Here is a 14922-nt window from a genome sequence, read left to right on the forward strand (position 1 = left end):
ACGTCTGAGCTTTACGCCGCAGGTTCTGCAACAGAGCCTGCGGCCCAACTTACTCTTCAAGCACTGCACCCAGTCCGGATGCCCGCACCACACGCTGGCCCACGCTGTCGCTGAAAACGCTGGCGTCTCCGGTTATCAAACTAAACCAGTTTTTTGCCCGGGTAATGCCGGTGTAAATCAGCTCTCGTGTCAAAACCGGGCTTAAACGGTCTGGTAGTATCAAACAGGTGTGATTGAACTCCGAACCCTGGGATTTGTGTACCGTCATGGCGTATACGGTTTCCAGCTGTTGCAGCCGGCTGGGTGAAATCCAGCGAATGTCGCCGCTGCCATCACTGGTGGGAAAGGCCACGCGTAACACTGTCTGTGTTTTCTCGTCATCGCTTTGCCGGTCCGTGATCGCGTCCATGCCTGAGGTAACGCTGAAGGTAATGCCGACGTCGCCGTTCATCAGCCCCAGATTGTAATCGTTACCGGTAACCAGCACCGGCCGCCCGGTGTACCAGCCCTCGGCGCGCGGAATCAGCCGTTGTGCCAGCAGGTGATGGGCGATCAGGTCGTTCAGCCCTTCCACGCCCCAAGGCCCGCGGCGCAGGGCGCAGAGTATTTGAAAATTACTGAAAGCTTGCAATACCGATTTGGCCAGTTGGTCCCACTGCCCGGTTGTGCTGTTGCTGTCCAGATTGTGATCCTGCATCAGCGTTAAGTAGTGGCGGTAACCCACCGGTGGCGGAAGGGGCTGGCCGTTAACATCCCTTCGCCCTTCCGCGTTATTGCTGAACGCTTGCCGGCTACCACTGGCCGCATGGCCACAGATCAGCGCCTGAGTGCTCTCCAGAGAGGGCTTCTTGCTGCGGCCATTGAGCCACACCACATCCTCAAAAGTTGCATTGCGGGCCTGCTGCAAGGTGTCGGCGTCCAGTGTGTTGGTGTTAACCGCTTCGGCCAGATGGCGAATGCCGCTGCCTTCGGCAAAGCGGTAACTCTTACGCAGCATGGCCACCGCCTGGTCCAGGGGCTGGCCGTTTGAATCCTGCAAGACCGCTGGAATGTCGGTGCCAGTGATGGCTTTCAGCCACTGCACTGTCGCTGGCAGATAATGCCCGTCTGGCGCGCGCTGGCACAGTTCGCCCAGCACTGCACCGGCGTCTACCGAGGCTAGCTGATCTTTATCACCTAGCAAAATCAGTTGAGCGTTAGCCGGCAGTGCATCGAATACCGACGCCATCATATCCAGATCCACCATGGAGGCTTCGTCAATCACCAGAATATCCACCAACAGTGGGTTATCGCGGTTGTGGCGGAATTTGCGAGTGTTTGGACGGCTGCCAAGCAGCCGGTGCAGGGTGGTTACTTTGGTGGGTATATCCGCCAATGCGACCTGCCCTGGCAGTTGTGCCAAGGGCAGCCGGCTGACAGCGCCGCCGATGGATTGGTTCAGTCGCGCCGCGGCTTTGCCTGTCGGCGCGGCCAGGCGAATGCGGTACTTTCTGCCTTTCTTCCCGCCCCCCCTTCCCGCTCCGGTGACTCGCCTGCGACGGACTGCAAGGCCGCAAGCAGGTTGACCACCGTGGTGGTTTTGCCGGTGCCGGGGCCGCCGGTAATCACCGCAAAGCGGTTGCGGGCGGCCAAGGCACAGGCCAGCTTTTGGTAATCGACAGAGCTTTGGGGATTTTGCGAGTTTAAAGCGCTTTGAGTATTTAAAGAGCCCTTGGGTTTAAACAGCACGTCCAGCGCCTGGCTTAAAGTGACTGCTGCGGGCGATAGCGGGTCAGTCAGAGGGGATGGCTGAGTCAGTCGCTGCTGAATGCCGGCAGCAATGTACTGTTCGTAGCGCCAGAAGCGGCGCAGATACAGCCGGGTCCCACTGAGCACCAGCGGCGTGGTGTGCGAGCCATCACTGACCGCTAACGCATCGGTTAGTGCGCTTAAGCACTCCTGCACGGATACCTGTGCCAACAGATCACTGGGCCGGGTTTGGCTTGGGTCGGTGTTTGTCGGATTTGCGATAGGCGCTGTAGCGGAGTTGGAAGGGTTTGCCTTGTTCTGCCTGCTGGCTGCCGTTGGCTCTTCCGGCGGCAATGACAATGTTGTTGTGGCATCAGCCATCAGAGTTGCAAGGTCTACGCACACGTGGCCGCGGCCTACTTGATGGGAGACCAGTGCGGCGAGCAGTAAAACCAGGGGTGCTGGTGCGTTCCCTTGTTCGTCTGATAAATCCCGGATCAGCTGCGCAAAGCGCACGTCCAGCGGGCGAATCCAGCCGGCTTGCTGCCAAGCGTCCAGTTGTTCTAGCAGAGCATCGGTGTGCTGCAGGGCAAGCCTGTTGTCACGGGAGCTGGCGATAGCGGGTGTCGTCTCGTCCAAATCAAAGGCAAACTGATTGTCGAAATTCCGGGTTTTGCTCATGCTGCCACCTCTGCGGCCGTGGCTCTGCCATCAAACATCGCATCCAGCTGCTCCATCAGTGCTTTCGGTGGCTTGTCGCAAAACGCCCCCGCTCCCGGCGCATGGATGCCGCGCAAAAACAGGTAGACTGCACCGCCCATATGTTGATCGTAATCGTAATCTGGCAAACGTGCTTTCAGTAGCCGATGCAGGGCCAGCAGGTAGAGTACATATTGCAGGTCATAGCGTTTGTCCAAAATCGCCTGGCCCATGGCTTGGTTGGTATAGGCGCTGTCGTTGTCACCCAACACATTGGATTTGTAATCCAGCACGTAATACTGGCCGTTGTGTTCAAACACCAAATCAATAAAGCCTTTGAGCATGCCGTTGAAGCGCCCGCCATCCACTCGAGGGCGATCAGCGCCATTAAAGGTGTTTTGAGTAACCAGCTTATCCAGTACCCGGGTGCTGACGTTGCAGCTTTCAAACCAGAATTCCAGTTCCGGGCGCAGCGTTTTTAGGCTGGCAAGGCTGGCAAGGCTGGTGCTGTCGCCGCTATCACTGCCGTCACTGCTATGGCTCAGCGGCAGCGGCAGCGGCAGGCGGATTAGCGCGAGTATCCAATGTTCCAGAGTGTCTACCCAATCGCTCCAGCCTCGAGTACTGCAGCGGCGGCTGAGCTGTTCTCGCAGCAGCGCTGGGTTGTCGACAAGGTGTTGCAGGCCCTGTTGTACGCACCATTCCAGAATGTCGTGCAGAAAGGTGCCGGGGCCTGCGCCTTTGGGGAAATAATGCAGACTGTGGCTGAGCAGAATGGCAGCGTCTTCTTCATCGTTGGTGTGCGCGCCTTCTTCGAGCAGGTTCTGGCTTTCAGCGTCTTCGAACTCACTGGCAAACACAATGCCGGTGCCAGACAGGCCGCTGTATTCCAGGGATGAGTAACTGGCAATCCACCAGTCTTCGCGAGCCTCGCGGGTAGACACCCGTGCGAGCCCCAGGGCTTCGGGCGTCGGTTCTGCATAGTGTTGGCCGGTGGCTTCCGGTAACGATTCTACGAAGAGCTCGCTGTGGTCAACGGCCAACAGCTGCAAGGCGCCACTCAGCGAATGTTTGGCGTCAGGATTACCGCTTAGCAGATACCCTAGGCCGCTAAGCTGCCAGTTTTCAATCTCGGTTACGCCTACCCAGGTGGCAAACCGGGCGCGGGTCAGGGCGACGTAGAGCTTGCGGATGTCTTCGCCCAGGCGCTCTTTGTCTGCCTGTTCGACGTCGTCTGGTGTGGGGTCGAACATGGTGATCAGTTGGTCGTTGTCGTCGTGATAACGTACAAACGCCTGTTTCTCGTTTTCCGCGCGGTAGGCGGTGCCAAAGGGTAAAAACACCAGCGGGTATTCCAGGCCCTTGGATTTGTGAACGGTGATCACTTTTACCAGCCCGGCATCGCTTTCCAGACGCAGGGTGCGGTGTTCGTCTTCGTCGTCGGCGGCCCGCAGAATAGCGGTGAAGTGGTGCACCAGGGCGTGTTCGCCGTCTAGCTGCAGGCTGTCTTGCTGCAGCAGTTCGGCAATGTGCAAAATGTCGGTTAGGCGGCGTTCGCCGCCGGCGCGCTGCAGCAACCTGCCGGGTACGTCAAAATCCATCAGGAAACTGCGCAGCATGGGTAGCACGCCCTGGCTTTGCCACTGCTGTTGGTAGCCCATGAAGCGCTCGATTTCACGCTCCAGCGCCATCTCGTTGGTGAGTAGCTGATCAAGATAGACCCAGGGCAAACCCAGGGTTGGTGTGGCCAGCGCCGCGCGTGCATAGGCCAGCTGGCGGGGTTCGGCAAAGGCTTTTAGCCAACACAGAACTTCTTTTGACTCTGGAGACGCCAATACCGAATCCCGGTCAGACAGGTACACGCTTTTTATTCCTCGTTGCCCTAGTGCCTCTCGAACCGCTGCAGCTTCTTTACGGTTGTTGACCAGAATGGCAATGTCTTTGGGTTCTACCGGCGTTATGTCATCCAGGTCGGTTTCCAGCGCAAAACCGGCCAAACTCTGCTGGCCTAACGTCAGCAGGCGCGCAATTTCACTGGCGCAGGTGCTGGCCACATCAAGGGTGGCGTTGCCTTTGGCCAGACCTTTGCGATTGCCGCTTTTGTCGGTGTTTTCGCTTTCACTGGCCCATAGCGTCAAGCTGGGTTGCAGCTTGCCGTTGACGGCCCAAAGGCGCTTGGTGCCGTTGGCCTCTACCGCCTGAAATGGCAGCGCTGAAGCCTCGCCTTTGCCGAACAGAAAAGCGCCTTCGGAGCTGTATTGGTCGCCATACTCGAACACCCGGTTCACCGCCGCCACCATAGGCCGTGACGAGCGAAAGTTACGGCCCAGTGTCCAGGTGCGTTCGTGTGCGCCGGTGCGGGCGTCCAGATAGGTGTAAATGTCGGCGCCGCGGAAGCCGTAAATGGCCTGTTTTGGATCGCCGATCATGAGCAGGCAGGTATCCGGATGATTCTCTGCTACCCGGTAAATGCGGTCGAAGATGCGGTATTGAACCGGATCGGTGTCCTGAAACTCATCGATTAACGCTGCTGGAAACTGGCGACGGATGGTGGCCGCTAGTTGGTCACCCCGAGGGCCGTGTAAAGCGTCGTCCAGCCGGGTGAGCAGGTCATCAAAACCCATTTCCGAGCGCTTCTGTTTTTCCGATTCCAACCGCACTGCAATCCAATGGGTCGCGTGGCGAAGAATATCGGCCTTGGCGCTGGGCAGGTTCTCGCGAAAGGCGATCAGTTCCGCAATAGCGTCAAAGGCCTCGTGGTGTGGCACATCGCCATCGCCTTTGAGTTTTGTCGCAAGCACTTCTGGTGTCTGATTCTGAAAGCCGGCTTTTTCCAGCCCGGCCGGGTAGAGTTCATCGGAGTTCAACCACTCCAGTAACGTGTCCCAGGCCGTAATCATCGGTTTCATACTGCCGCCGTGCAGGCGTTTGCTTTTGTTCAGTGCCAGCAGCATGTCGGTCACTTTGGGCTGCCAATCTGCCCAGGGGTGGGCTTTCAGTGTTTGTGACTGCTTTTTGCGCTGCTTTGCGGTGGCCTCAATCAGCTGTTCTACATCGCTGCTTGTTGCGTCGAGAGAATCAACAGCCAAGAGCAGATTGCGCACCGCCTGTTGCAGTTGGTCCGGGGTTTTCCAGTGGTCGATAACCTCGTCCATCAGCTCTGGAGATAACGGATAAATAAACGTGCGCCAGTAATCCCGCACGACTTCGTCCATCAGGCTGCTTTGGTCGGTTTCCAGGGTAAGCCGGAACAAGCTGCCGCTGTCGAAGGCGTGTTCGCTGAGCATGCGGTTGCACCAGGCGTGAATGGTAGACACCGCGGCTTCGTCCATCCATTCCGCCGCCAATAGCAGCTTTTTGCGGCAGTCCGGCCAGGTGGCCGGGTTTGGGTAGCTGTCATCCCGCAGCTGGTGAATCAGCGCGGTTTCTGCCGTAGGCGGTGTGCTGTCGGCGATATTGGAAAACACCTCGGCGGCTTGGGTCAACCGAACGCGAATGCGGTCCCGCAGCTCTTTGGTGGCGGCGTCGGTAAAGGTCACCACCAGCAGGTTTGGCGGTACCAGGCCTGCGGCCAGGGCGCCGCCCTCCGGCTGACCGTGGCCCAGCACCAGGCGCACGTACAAAATCGCAATGGTGAAGGTTTTGCCAGTTCCGGCGCTGGCCTCAATCAGGGTGCTGCCGTTCAGGGGTAGCGCTAGTGGATCAAGATTCGGGTTTGGCTTTTTAATAACGGTCATACCTTGTCCTCAAACTGACCGGCAGCAGATTTGCCTTGTTCGGCTTCCCACAGGGGCACGTAAAGCTGGTGCAGCAGGGCTTCAAATTCGCCGCTTTCCAGCAATAACTCAGGGCTTTCAAAGGCGCCGCGTAGGTAGCCGGTGTCGCGTTCTAGCGCCACTGTGTAAGCTTGCTCGGCGTCGCTGATGGCGCGCTCGTGTTCACCAAGAAATTTTTTGCTTTGATAAAAACTGTAAATCCAGGCGAAACCAGCTTCACAGTGCACCGGTAATGCGCGCGTATTGGCGTCCATCCAGCGTGCCAATATGGCGTCCAGATGCTTACGTGCCGCTTCCTTTGGCAGAGGTAAAAAGTGCACATTGCGCTTTTCTTCTTTGCCCAAAATCAGGGTTTCAAACGGCTGCGCTGTGATTTGCCCGGCCAGATGAATCACCCAGTCACGCATCAGATTGGCGTAGCGAATTTTTTTGGTCTGCCCGCTGCCAGTGAGCAGGCTGGAGCCGGCAATGACCAACCGGCAGAGCTTGCCCTCTGAATTGCGGCGCAGATGGTCAATCAAATCCAGCACTTCAATCGAGCCGATGCTGCTGGCCAGACGATATTCAAACGGCAGAGGTTCGCCGACTTCCTCGGGCCATTCGGCCAGCGCGCTTTGATAGCGTTCGAACAAATTTGGCAGGCGGCCAGACAGCTCGTTACGCAGACGGTGCTCGGTGGTGCCCATGCCCAGGTCACCGCGCCGGGCCATGCAATCCAGAGTGGTTTTCAGGCGTTGTTCCAAGTCTTCCTCGCTACTGGCTTTTAGTAAACCCTGCTCAATCAGTTCGGTGTCCAGGCGCCATCGGTCAAGGCCGTTCAAATCGAAATTTTCGGTGTCGGTATCGTCGTCTTCCACGTCTTCAAAACGCACCTGAAGGCGGCGCTGGTAAAACGTGTCTATCGGTTTTTTCAAAAAACCGGACAGATCATTCAGGGTGACGGGTTCTTCTGGCTGCTGGTACGCCAGAGCCTGCTGCTGCGCGTCTGTCGAGACAGTGCCGTGGGCACTTCGCCATTCGTGTTCGTAAGTGAACAGGCTGCGGGCGTGTCGGCTTTGGGGAAAATAGTCGCGGCTGAACGGTTGTAGCGGATGGCAGGTCGTCAGTGCATCCGTTACCGCGACATCGGGTTGCCCTGGCAGTTGCCACAAGCCGTTCAAGTGATCCTGTAATTGGCCCACCAGCACCGATGGCGGCCTTGGTGAGTCGTCGCGGATGCTGCGCCCTACCCAGCTGATGTAAAGCTGTTCGCGGGCAGACAGCATGGCTTCCAGAAACAGATAGCGATCGTCTTCCCGGCGGGAACGGTCACCGGGCCGATAGTCCTGCGCCATTAGGTCGAAATCTACCGGCGGCCGCGAGCGTGGATAATCGCCGTCGTTCATGCCCAGCAGGCACACAGTGCGGAACGGTATGGCGCGCATGGGCATCAGTGTGGCGAAGTTCACTTTGCCGGCCAGAAAACGCTGGTTCAGGCCGCCTTCATCCAAGCCGTCCAATAGCACGTCTTTGACAATGTTTAATGGCAGTAGCTGGAGCTGCAGCCCTGCGGCCAAGGTGTCTTCCAGCCATTGTTCCAGCTGGCGGCGAAAGCGGTTCAGCAGCAAAAGGTCATGGCCCTCTACTTTGTGGAAGAACTGTTCAAGCATGGCTGCAAACAACGCTTCCCATTGTTGCGGTGTGCGGCTTGCCTGTAGGTCTTGCCACACTTTTTCCAGGCGGTAAACAAAGTCGCCAAGGCGCCCGGCCAGGCTGGCCTGCAAACCGCCAATCTCGCCGTAGGGCTGAACGCCGGCCCAGGGTTCGTCGTCGCCCATGCCGTAACCCAGCAGCATGGAACGCAGGCCAGATTGCCAGGTGTTGCGATCCAGATCGGCTGGCAGTTCCAGGCTTTTCCGATGGGCACCGTGCAGGCCCCAGCGAATATTGGCACCTTCTACCCAGCGCCGCGCCAAGGGGATTTCCTCTTCGGTAATCTCAAAACGATCGCGAATGCCGGGCACTTCTAACAGGCTGATGATTTCGCTCGCGCCAAAGCGGTGTCGCGGTAGCGACATCAGGGTTTCCAAGGCTATTAATACCGGTTCGTGGTTGCGCTGGCCCTGATCGGAAATGGTAAACGGAATATGGCGTTTGAGCCCGGCCGTGTAGCGGCCAAACACCGCCTGAATGTGGGGTGCATAGACATTAATGTCAGGCACCATGACCATGATGTCGCGGGGGCGCAGGGTGTCGTCGGCGTTAAACGCGGCCAGCAGCTGGTCGTGCAGTATTTCTACTTCACGTTGCGGGCTGTGGGCATTGTGGAAGGCAACGGAGCCATCAGCCGATAAAGAGCCCTCAGCACCTAAAGGCTGCTCTTGGATCAGATCAAGCTTGCGCTGTTCATCGCGAATTTCCTGCAGCGGCGTCAGGTTGTAAATATCGTTCTGCAATTGGTGAAGCAGGCAGGTTGTCTGACCTGCTCCGTGCTCGGAAAAGATATCGATCTTCTGATCCGGCGTCTGAAAGCTGCTGCGGTACTCTTCAGGGTTGTCGAATTCGTCCAGCAGGCGAATGTAATCCCGGCCCTGTTTACCCCAGGCCGCCAAAAGTGGATTGGCGTGTTGGTGTAGCTGGTCGGCATCGTCAATCTGCGACAGCGTGGGGTGGCTGGCACCGCGCTTGCGCTCGGCTTTGAGCAGTTCGCGATCGCTGACAATATCGGCCCAGTAGAACTGCGAAGGGTTATGAACGCAGAGCACTACCTGGCTAAAACGGCTAAGCACGTATAGGGCTTCAAGCGCCTGGCGTGGCAAAGACGATACTCCAAACACCACAATGCGTTTGGGTAAACGGCTAGGATGGGAAGGCGCGGTAACCTGTTGGCCCTGTTTCATAAAACGGGTGTGAATCTGCGAACGGCTGGTGTGTGCTTCGGCGCCGGTGTCTTCCACCAGCTTGCGCCACAGCATTGGCTGCCAGCGGGTATCTTGTTCAATCGGTTTTTCGCCGTTACGAGTGCTAATAACCACATCCCGGCCCTGCTCCCAGGCAGCCAACCAATCGGCGCGGAATACCTGGTACTGATCAAACAGATCCGCCACTTTTTCTGCCAGCTGGAAGGCCCGCAAATCGGTGTCGCTGCCGTCCAGAAAGCGTGCCAGCGGGTTGAACGCCTCATCTGTAAGAACAAGTTCTGGTAGCAGCCGGTAAAGCCGCCACACCAGTCTGCGTTTATCAAAGGGGGATTGCTCTGGCACGTCGCCGTCCGGCAGCACGGCGCGGTAGGCCTGCCAGATGAATCGCGCCGGAAACAGAAAATCCATACCGGCGGCAATGCCCAAGCCACCTTCGCGGCCATTCTCTGAGCGCTTTTCCGCCAGCGCCAGCTTTAACCACTGGGCAATACCGTTGCTTTGCACCAGAAACGTCTCGCTTTGCAGCGGCGGCAGCGGGCTTTGTTGGCAGATAAACACCACCGCCCGGCGCAAATCTTCTAAATGATTGGCGTGAACGGCGTGAAAACCGGGGCTAATACCGGAGTTTTCACAGGTGGCACTTGTTAAGGGAGCGGCCATGGTCTTCCTTGTCTGGTATAGGGTTCAATCCCGATGGGTTAGCTTAGCGTATGTGACCACAGAAGCGGACAGTCTGAAGCCTAACGCGATGGAAAATTGTCGCAAGGTAGACACCTTACTGAACGGGTGATTATGAGCAGAATAGAATTGGTTAAAGGCGCCGTGAATGAACAGCTGAACGACAGTTACGATCTGCTGGCCATGCGACTGCTGTTCGCGCCAGAGTATGTTGTTGTAAACATACAAAAGGAAATCAAGGATTTGTACGTTTACCCGGAGAGGCTTGAAAGCAGTTATTGCGACGAGTGGCGCGCTATTGCGACACGCGCCCTGTTTCGTAACGCCTTTGGCGAGCACTGGCGGTCGGATGAAGAAAATCTGCAGCGTTACCTGAACTATCTGCGCCGTCAGGCTATTCCGAAATGTGTGCACCAGAACGTTAAGTTGTTCCGCATGCTGGGTGAGGCGCTTGCCATTGCTTGCTCAGACAACACCATCGCCTTTCCCGATCGGCAGCGGCAGGCGTTGATCAACATCATTTGGCCAGAAAAGGCCGGCGGTAAGTGAAGCCGGGCTTACATTTGGGGAGTCCGCAGCACCGTTTTAGCCGTATTGGTTAAAATATGGTCAACAAAAGGGTTTAGTCATGGGCCAGCAACTTACCCGCACCACGAAGAGCGCTGTTCTATTTTTGATAATAAGTTTGGGCTTTGCGCTTGTCTGGGCATCTCAGTCTTTTGCCAGCGATAAGGATGAAGAAGCCGGAATTCAGGACCCGATCCAGATTCAAGACACTCTTGAGATTCAGGACTCTATTCTGCGCCAGATCGAAGCGTTTGCTAACAACGACGGTGAGCAAGCTTGGTCTTATGCGTCCGAGGGTATCAAGCGTCGCTTCGGATCGTCACAGGTGTTTCTGGAAATGGTGCGCGAAGCCTATCCAGCCGTACACAATGCCACCCAGATCGAGTTCACCGAGAGCGTGCCCCACGGTACTTTTCAAATTCAGGTCGTTAAGCTCAAAGGCCCCGAGGGCAAATCCTGGGACGCCTACTATCGAATGGTACAGGTAGAAGATGTCTGGAAAATCGCTGGTGTAAGTTTGCAACCGGCTGACATAGGCATTTAAAAGTTGGGCAGTTGAACTACAGGTGCTGGAAATATTGTAAAGTCTGTATGTATGTCGACAAGCAACCATCACCTGAATAACAGGCCCACTGCGGCGAACCTTGAAAACCCTTTGTACTACCTGGAAAACATGGAAACCGTGGTGGCTTGGGTGGCGAACCACCACGCCGATCTGCTATCGGCGTCAGAGAATGCCCAGCTGAGTGCATTCTTTGAGTTGCCTCGTCCTGCTCGCGCTTTGTTAACTCGGATGGTGATGCGCAGCGGTGATCTATTTCGAGCTGATAAACTAAATTATCCGGAGCTTGGCAGCCCTGAATGCGATGCATTGAAAAAACTGGTTGTTGAGGTCTGGCTCGATGCGGCTCCGCTGTTGACGTTGGACGACCTGTTTCGTCTGTATACTCTGGTCGAACTCCGCCCGGCGTTTGCGCCGATTCTGATGCAGGCCGGTTGCGCTAAAAACCTGGCAAAAGCCCAGATGCGTAAGGTGTTGCAGAACACCTTTGGCGATGCGCGTTCGGTGGTTGACTGGCTGGGTGGTTGCGGCGCGCCTGTGGTTCGAGTGAACTCTATGGCACTGTTTGACCGCGTTCGCCTGATGTTCTTCGGCAACTTGCGCCAGAGCTGGTCGGATTTTGTGCTGGTGGAGCTGGGCCACCACCGCTACGAGCAGGTGCAATTCACCTCTGAAGCCCGAGCTTTTTCCGAGCGCAGCCAAGTGGATACGTATCTGGCCATGAATGACTGCCGCGAATGTCTGGACGCAGGAATGTTGGCCGCTGAGGTGTGGGCCCAGGTGCCGCAACCGTCCGACAATCCATGGCTGACCAGTCGCCGTGACCGCCTGTTACTGGAGCTGGGGCGGCAGGCTGAACGTCAGGGTGAGAGGAAATTGGCTTTGGAAGCACTGGCCGCCAGCGGCCATCGGGAAGCCCGGTTGAAACAATTACGGCTGTTGGAGCGGATGAAGCGCTTTGATGAAGCCTGGGCTATTGCCGCCAATTGGCCGCACGCTGAACTCAGCGACGCCGAAGCTCAGGGCCTGGCGCGAATTCTGAAGCGGCTGGCGGCGAAGGTAAAACAGCCCGCTCCTTTGGCCCTACAACGGCCGCCGCTTCGCGAGTTCACGTTGACGCTGCCGCAAACGGGTCGCTCTGTAGAGCGGGTGGTACGTGACCATTTGTCGAGTCCCGACGCACCGGTGTTCTATATGGAAAACACCCTGATTAACAGCCTGTTTGGCCTGCTGTGCTGGAACACCATCTTCAAGCCGATACCCGGCGCTTTTTTTCATCCGTTTCACAGTGGCCCAGCGGACTTGCTGAGGGAAGATTTTGTCAGCCGGCGCCAGGCCGCGTTCGACCAGTGCTTTGCGACGCTACACGATGGCGGCTATCGCCGGCAGATACTGGATAGCTACGCCACCAAGCAGGGCATTACCAACCCCTTTGTAACCTGGCCGGCGTTGAACGATGCGCTGCTAACGCTGGCGTTGGATTGCATTCCCGCGCTGGATTTACACATTCTGTTTAAGCGACTTTTATTGAATATTCGCGAACATCGCAGCGGTTTCCCCGATCTTGTCCGCTTTTACCCCGAAAAATCGCCTCCTGAACTGTGCTACGAGATGATTGAAGTAAAAGGCCCCGGTGACCGCCTGCAGGATCACCAGGTTCGCTGGCTGCAGTTTTTTGCCAGCCAGGGCATCGCCGCCAGCGTGTGTTATCTGCGTTGGCAAACTGGCGAGGCCACGCCATGAAGGTAGCGGTACGCTCACTCTGCGAGTTTGCTGCCCGTACAGGTGATCTGGATTTTCGTTACACTCCGGCGCCCAGCGCCGAAGAGGGCATTGCCGGCCACCAGGCGATCCAGGCCAAGCGCGGATACGGCTACAAAAGCGAGTACCCGGTCAGCGGCGAATGCCTGGGCTTGGCGCTGTCTGGCCGTGCCGATGTGTATAACCCGCATTCCGGACTGCTGGAAGAAATCAAAACCCACCGTGGCGACCTGTCGCGGATTCGCAGCCATCAGCGCGCGCTGCACTGGGCTCAGCTGCGAGCCTACGGTGCGCTGCTGTGCCATCAGGAAAATCTCAAAACAGTAAAGCTGGCACTGGTCTACTTCGACATCGGTAACAACCGTGAAACGTCGATCAGCGAAACCGCATGCGCCGATGAGCTTTGGCTCGAGCTGGAAGTGCTGTGTGACCGCTACCGGCTGTGGGCAGAACGCGAAGCCCATCACCGGGAGCAGAGGAATATTCGCCTGTCTGGACTGCGTTTCCCGTTTGCACAGTTTCGCCCACGCCAGCGTCAGCTTGCAGAAACCGTTTACAAAAACACTTTAAAAGGCGGCACCCTGCTATTGGAAGCGCCTACTGGCCTGGGCAAAACACTGGGCACTTTGTTTCCCGCACTCATGGCTATGCCGGCGGCGAATCAGGACGTGCTGTGTTATCTCACCTGCCGCAACACTGCCCGTCAGCTGGCAATAGATGCGGTAGACCGTCTAAGAGCTGCGCAGGAAGCACCGCAAATCTGGCCTTTAAGAACGTTGGAACTGGTGTCTAAAGCCGATGCTTGCGAGCACCCGGACAAAGCTTGCCACGGCGATGCTTGCCCGCTGGCCAAAGGTTTTTTTGACCGCTTGCCAGACGCCCGTGCTGAAGCCGCCCAAACCAACTCCACATTGACCCATGAGGCGCTGGCAAAAATCGCCGCTGGCCATAATATTTGTCCCTACTTTCTGGCCCAGGAAATGGCGCGCTGGTGTGACCTGGTGATTGGTGACGTAAACCGGATGTTTGATCAGTCTGCCCTGCTCCACGGCTTGACCCGGCAGAATCAGTGGAAAACCGCCGTGCTGCTCGATGAAGCCCACAACCTGGTGGATCGCGGCCGCGGTATGTATTCGGTACAGCTGGATCAACAGCGGCTTTTGAAGCTGCGTAAAACCGCGCCCAACGTTTTGAAATCCCACTTGGACCGCACCGCTCGGGCGTGGCAAGGAGTGATTCGTGACCAAGCCGAAGCGGGCACAGCCCCAGTGTTTCTAAATGCTTTGCCTATGTCGCTGACTGGGAGCCTGCAGGGCTTGGTGTCTGGGCTTACGGATTATCTGGCGGATAATCCGCCGGACCTGGCATTGCAGGAAGTACTGTTCGAGTCCGTGGCTTTTATGAAACTGGCGGATTCGTTCGCCGATCATTCCTTGTGTGAATTTCGCCGCGAAGGTCGCGGTCGCGCTAGCCTGACTATTCAGAATCTGGTGCCGGCGGATTTTCTGCGCGACCGGTTTCAGGCCGCAGCCTCGGTGTTGCTGTTTTCCGCGACGTTAAGCCCCGGCGTGTATTACCGGGATTTGCTGGGGTTGCCGGAAAACAGTTGTTTTACCTCCCTGCGTAGTCCGTTCGGCGCTGACCAGCTACAGCTGAATTTCACGCCCAAGATCAGCACCCGCCATGCTCACCGTGAAACGTCGGTAATGCCCATTGCCGAGCTGATCGCGCAGCAATATCGCCAGCGGCCGGGTCATTATCTGGCGTTTTTCAGCAGTTTTAAATATCTGAATGAGGTCAATGTGGCGTTGAGCAGCAGCGCCACAGATGTGCCCCAACGTTCACAGCAGCCCGGCATGAGTCCACAGCAGCGCAAAGATTTTCTGGCAGGGTTCCGCGAAGAATCCGGCAGTGTGGCCTTTGCGGTTCTGGGGGGCGTGTTCAGTGAAGGTATTGATTTACCAGGGGACGAGTTGATTGGCGCGTTTGTGGCCACCTTGGGCCTGCCGCCCTTTGATGCCTGGCACGAAATTTTGAAACAGCGCCTGCAACAGCGTTTTGGCGCAGGTTACGAATACACCTACCTGATTCCTGGCCTGCAGAAAGTGGCCCAAGCCGCAGGTCGGGTGATTCGAACGCCAGAAGACGAAGGGGTGATATGGCTGATTGACGACCGATTTTTACAGCCGCAAATTCAGAAGTTGTTACCGCGCTGGTGGTTTGGAACCGAGACCGCCGATTAAAGCGGCCT

Annotated in this window: 6 protein-coding genes and 1 pseudogene; 4 read left to right on the plus strand and 3 right to left on the minus strand. The window is 57.0% G+C overall.

Annotated elements, in window-relative coordinates:
* Positions 1–49 precede the first annotated feature (49 nt).
* From recD to recC, 3 genes and pseudogenes are all read right to left on the minus strand, one after another.
* Positions 50–2409, minus strand: a pseudogene (gene recD / locus ABA45_RS00065) (exodeoxyribonuclease V subunit alpha).
* A complete protein-coding gene (gene recB, locus ABA45_RS00070; protein ID WP_048383433.1) occupies positions 2406–6164 on the minus strand; it encodes an exodeoxyribonuclease V subunit beta in 3759 nt (1252 codons plus the stop codon). The pseudogene recD and the gene recB overlap by 4 nt, the downstream one beginning before the upstream one ends.
* On the minus strand, positions 6161–9763 hold the full coding sequence (gene recC, locus ABA45_RS00075; protein WP_048383435.1) for an exodeoxyribonuclease V subunit gamma: 3603 nt from the start codon (positions 9761–9763) through the stop codon (positions 6161–6163). The genes recB and recC overlap by 4 nt, the downstream gene beginning before the upstream one ends.
* Before the next feature lie 132 nt (positions 9764–9895).
* Between recC and ABA45_RS00080 the strand changes: the two genes are divergently transcribed.
* The 4 genes from ABA45_RS00080 to ABA45_RS00095 all read left to right on the plus strand — a co-directional run bounded on the left by ABA45_RS00080 (position 9896) and on the right by ABA45_RS00095 (position 14914).
* Positions 9896–10330: a hypothetical protein gene (locus ABA45_RS00080; RefSeq protein WP_048383437.1), complete on the plus strand. Its 435-nt coding sequence runs from the start codon at positions 9896–9898 to the stop codon at positions 10328–10330.
* 79 nt (positions 10331–10409) lie between these two features.
* Positions 10410–10892: a DUF4864 domain-containing protein gene (locus tag ABA45_RS00085; protein ID WP_048383439.1), complete on the plus strand. Its 483-nt coding sequence runs from the start codon at positions 10410–10412 to the stop codon at positions 10890–10892.
* 51 nt (positions 10893–10943) lie between these two features.
* Entirely contained in the window at positions 10944–12653 is a 1710-nt protein-coding gene (locus ABA45_RS00090; RefSeq protein ID WP_048383442.1) for a VRR-NUC domain-containing protein, read from the plus strand.
* A complete protein-coding gene (locus ABA45_RS00095; RefSeq protein WP_048383444.1) occupies positions 12650–14914 on the plus strand; it encodes an ATP-dependent DNA helicase in 2265 nt (754 codons plus the stop codon). The genes ABA45_RS00090 and ABA45_RS00095 overlap by 4 nt, the downstream gene beginning before the upstream one ends.
* The last annotated feature ends 8 nt before the right edge of the window (positions 14915–14922 follow it).

This window comes from Marinobacter psychrophilus, assembly GCF_001043175.1.
GTDB lineage: Bacteria > Pseudomonadota > Gammaproteobacteria > Pseudomonadales > Oleiphilaceae > Marinobacter > Marinobacter psychrophilus.

Coding starts and splice junctions, on each gene's coding strand:
- recB (WP_048383433.1), bottom strand. CDS start 6,164: ATGACCGTTATTAAAAAGCCAAACCCGAATCTTGATCCACTAGCGCTA.
- recC (WP_048383435.1), bottom strand. CDS start 9,763: ATGGCCGCTCCCTTAACAAGTGCCACCTGTGAAAACTCCGGTATTAGC.
- ABA45_RS00080 (WP_048383437.1), top strand. CDS start 9,896: ATGAGCAGAATAGAATTGGTTAAAGGCGCCGTGAATGAACAGCTGAAC.
- ABA45_RS00085 (WP_048383439.1), top strand. CDS start 10,410: ATGGGCCAGCAACTTACCCGCACCACGAAGAGCGCTGTTCTATTTTTG.
- ABA45_RS00090 (WP_048383442.1), top strand. CDS start 10,944: ATGTCGACAAGCAACCATCACCTGAATAACAGGCCCACTGCGGCGAAC.
- ABA45_RS00095 (WP_048383444.1), top strand. CDS start 12,650: ATGAAGGTAGCGGTACGCTCACTCTGCGAGTTTGCTGCCCGTACAGGT.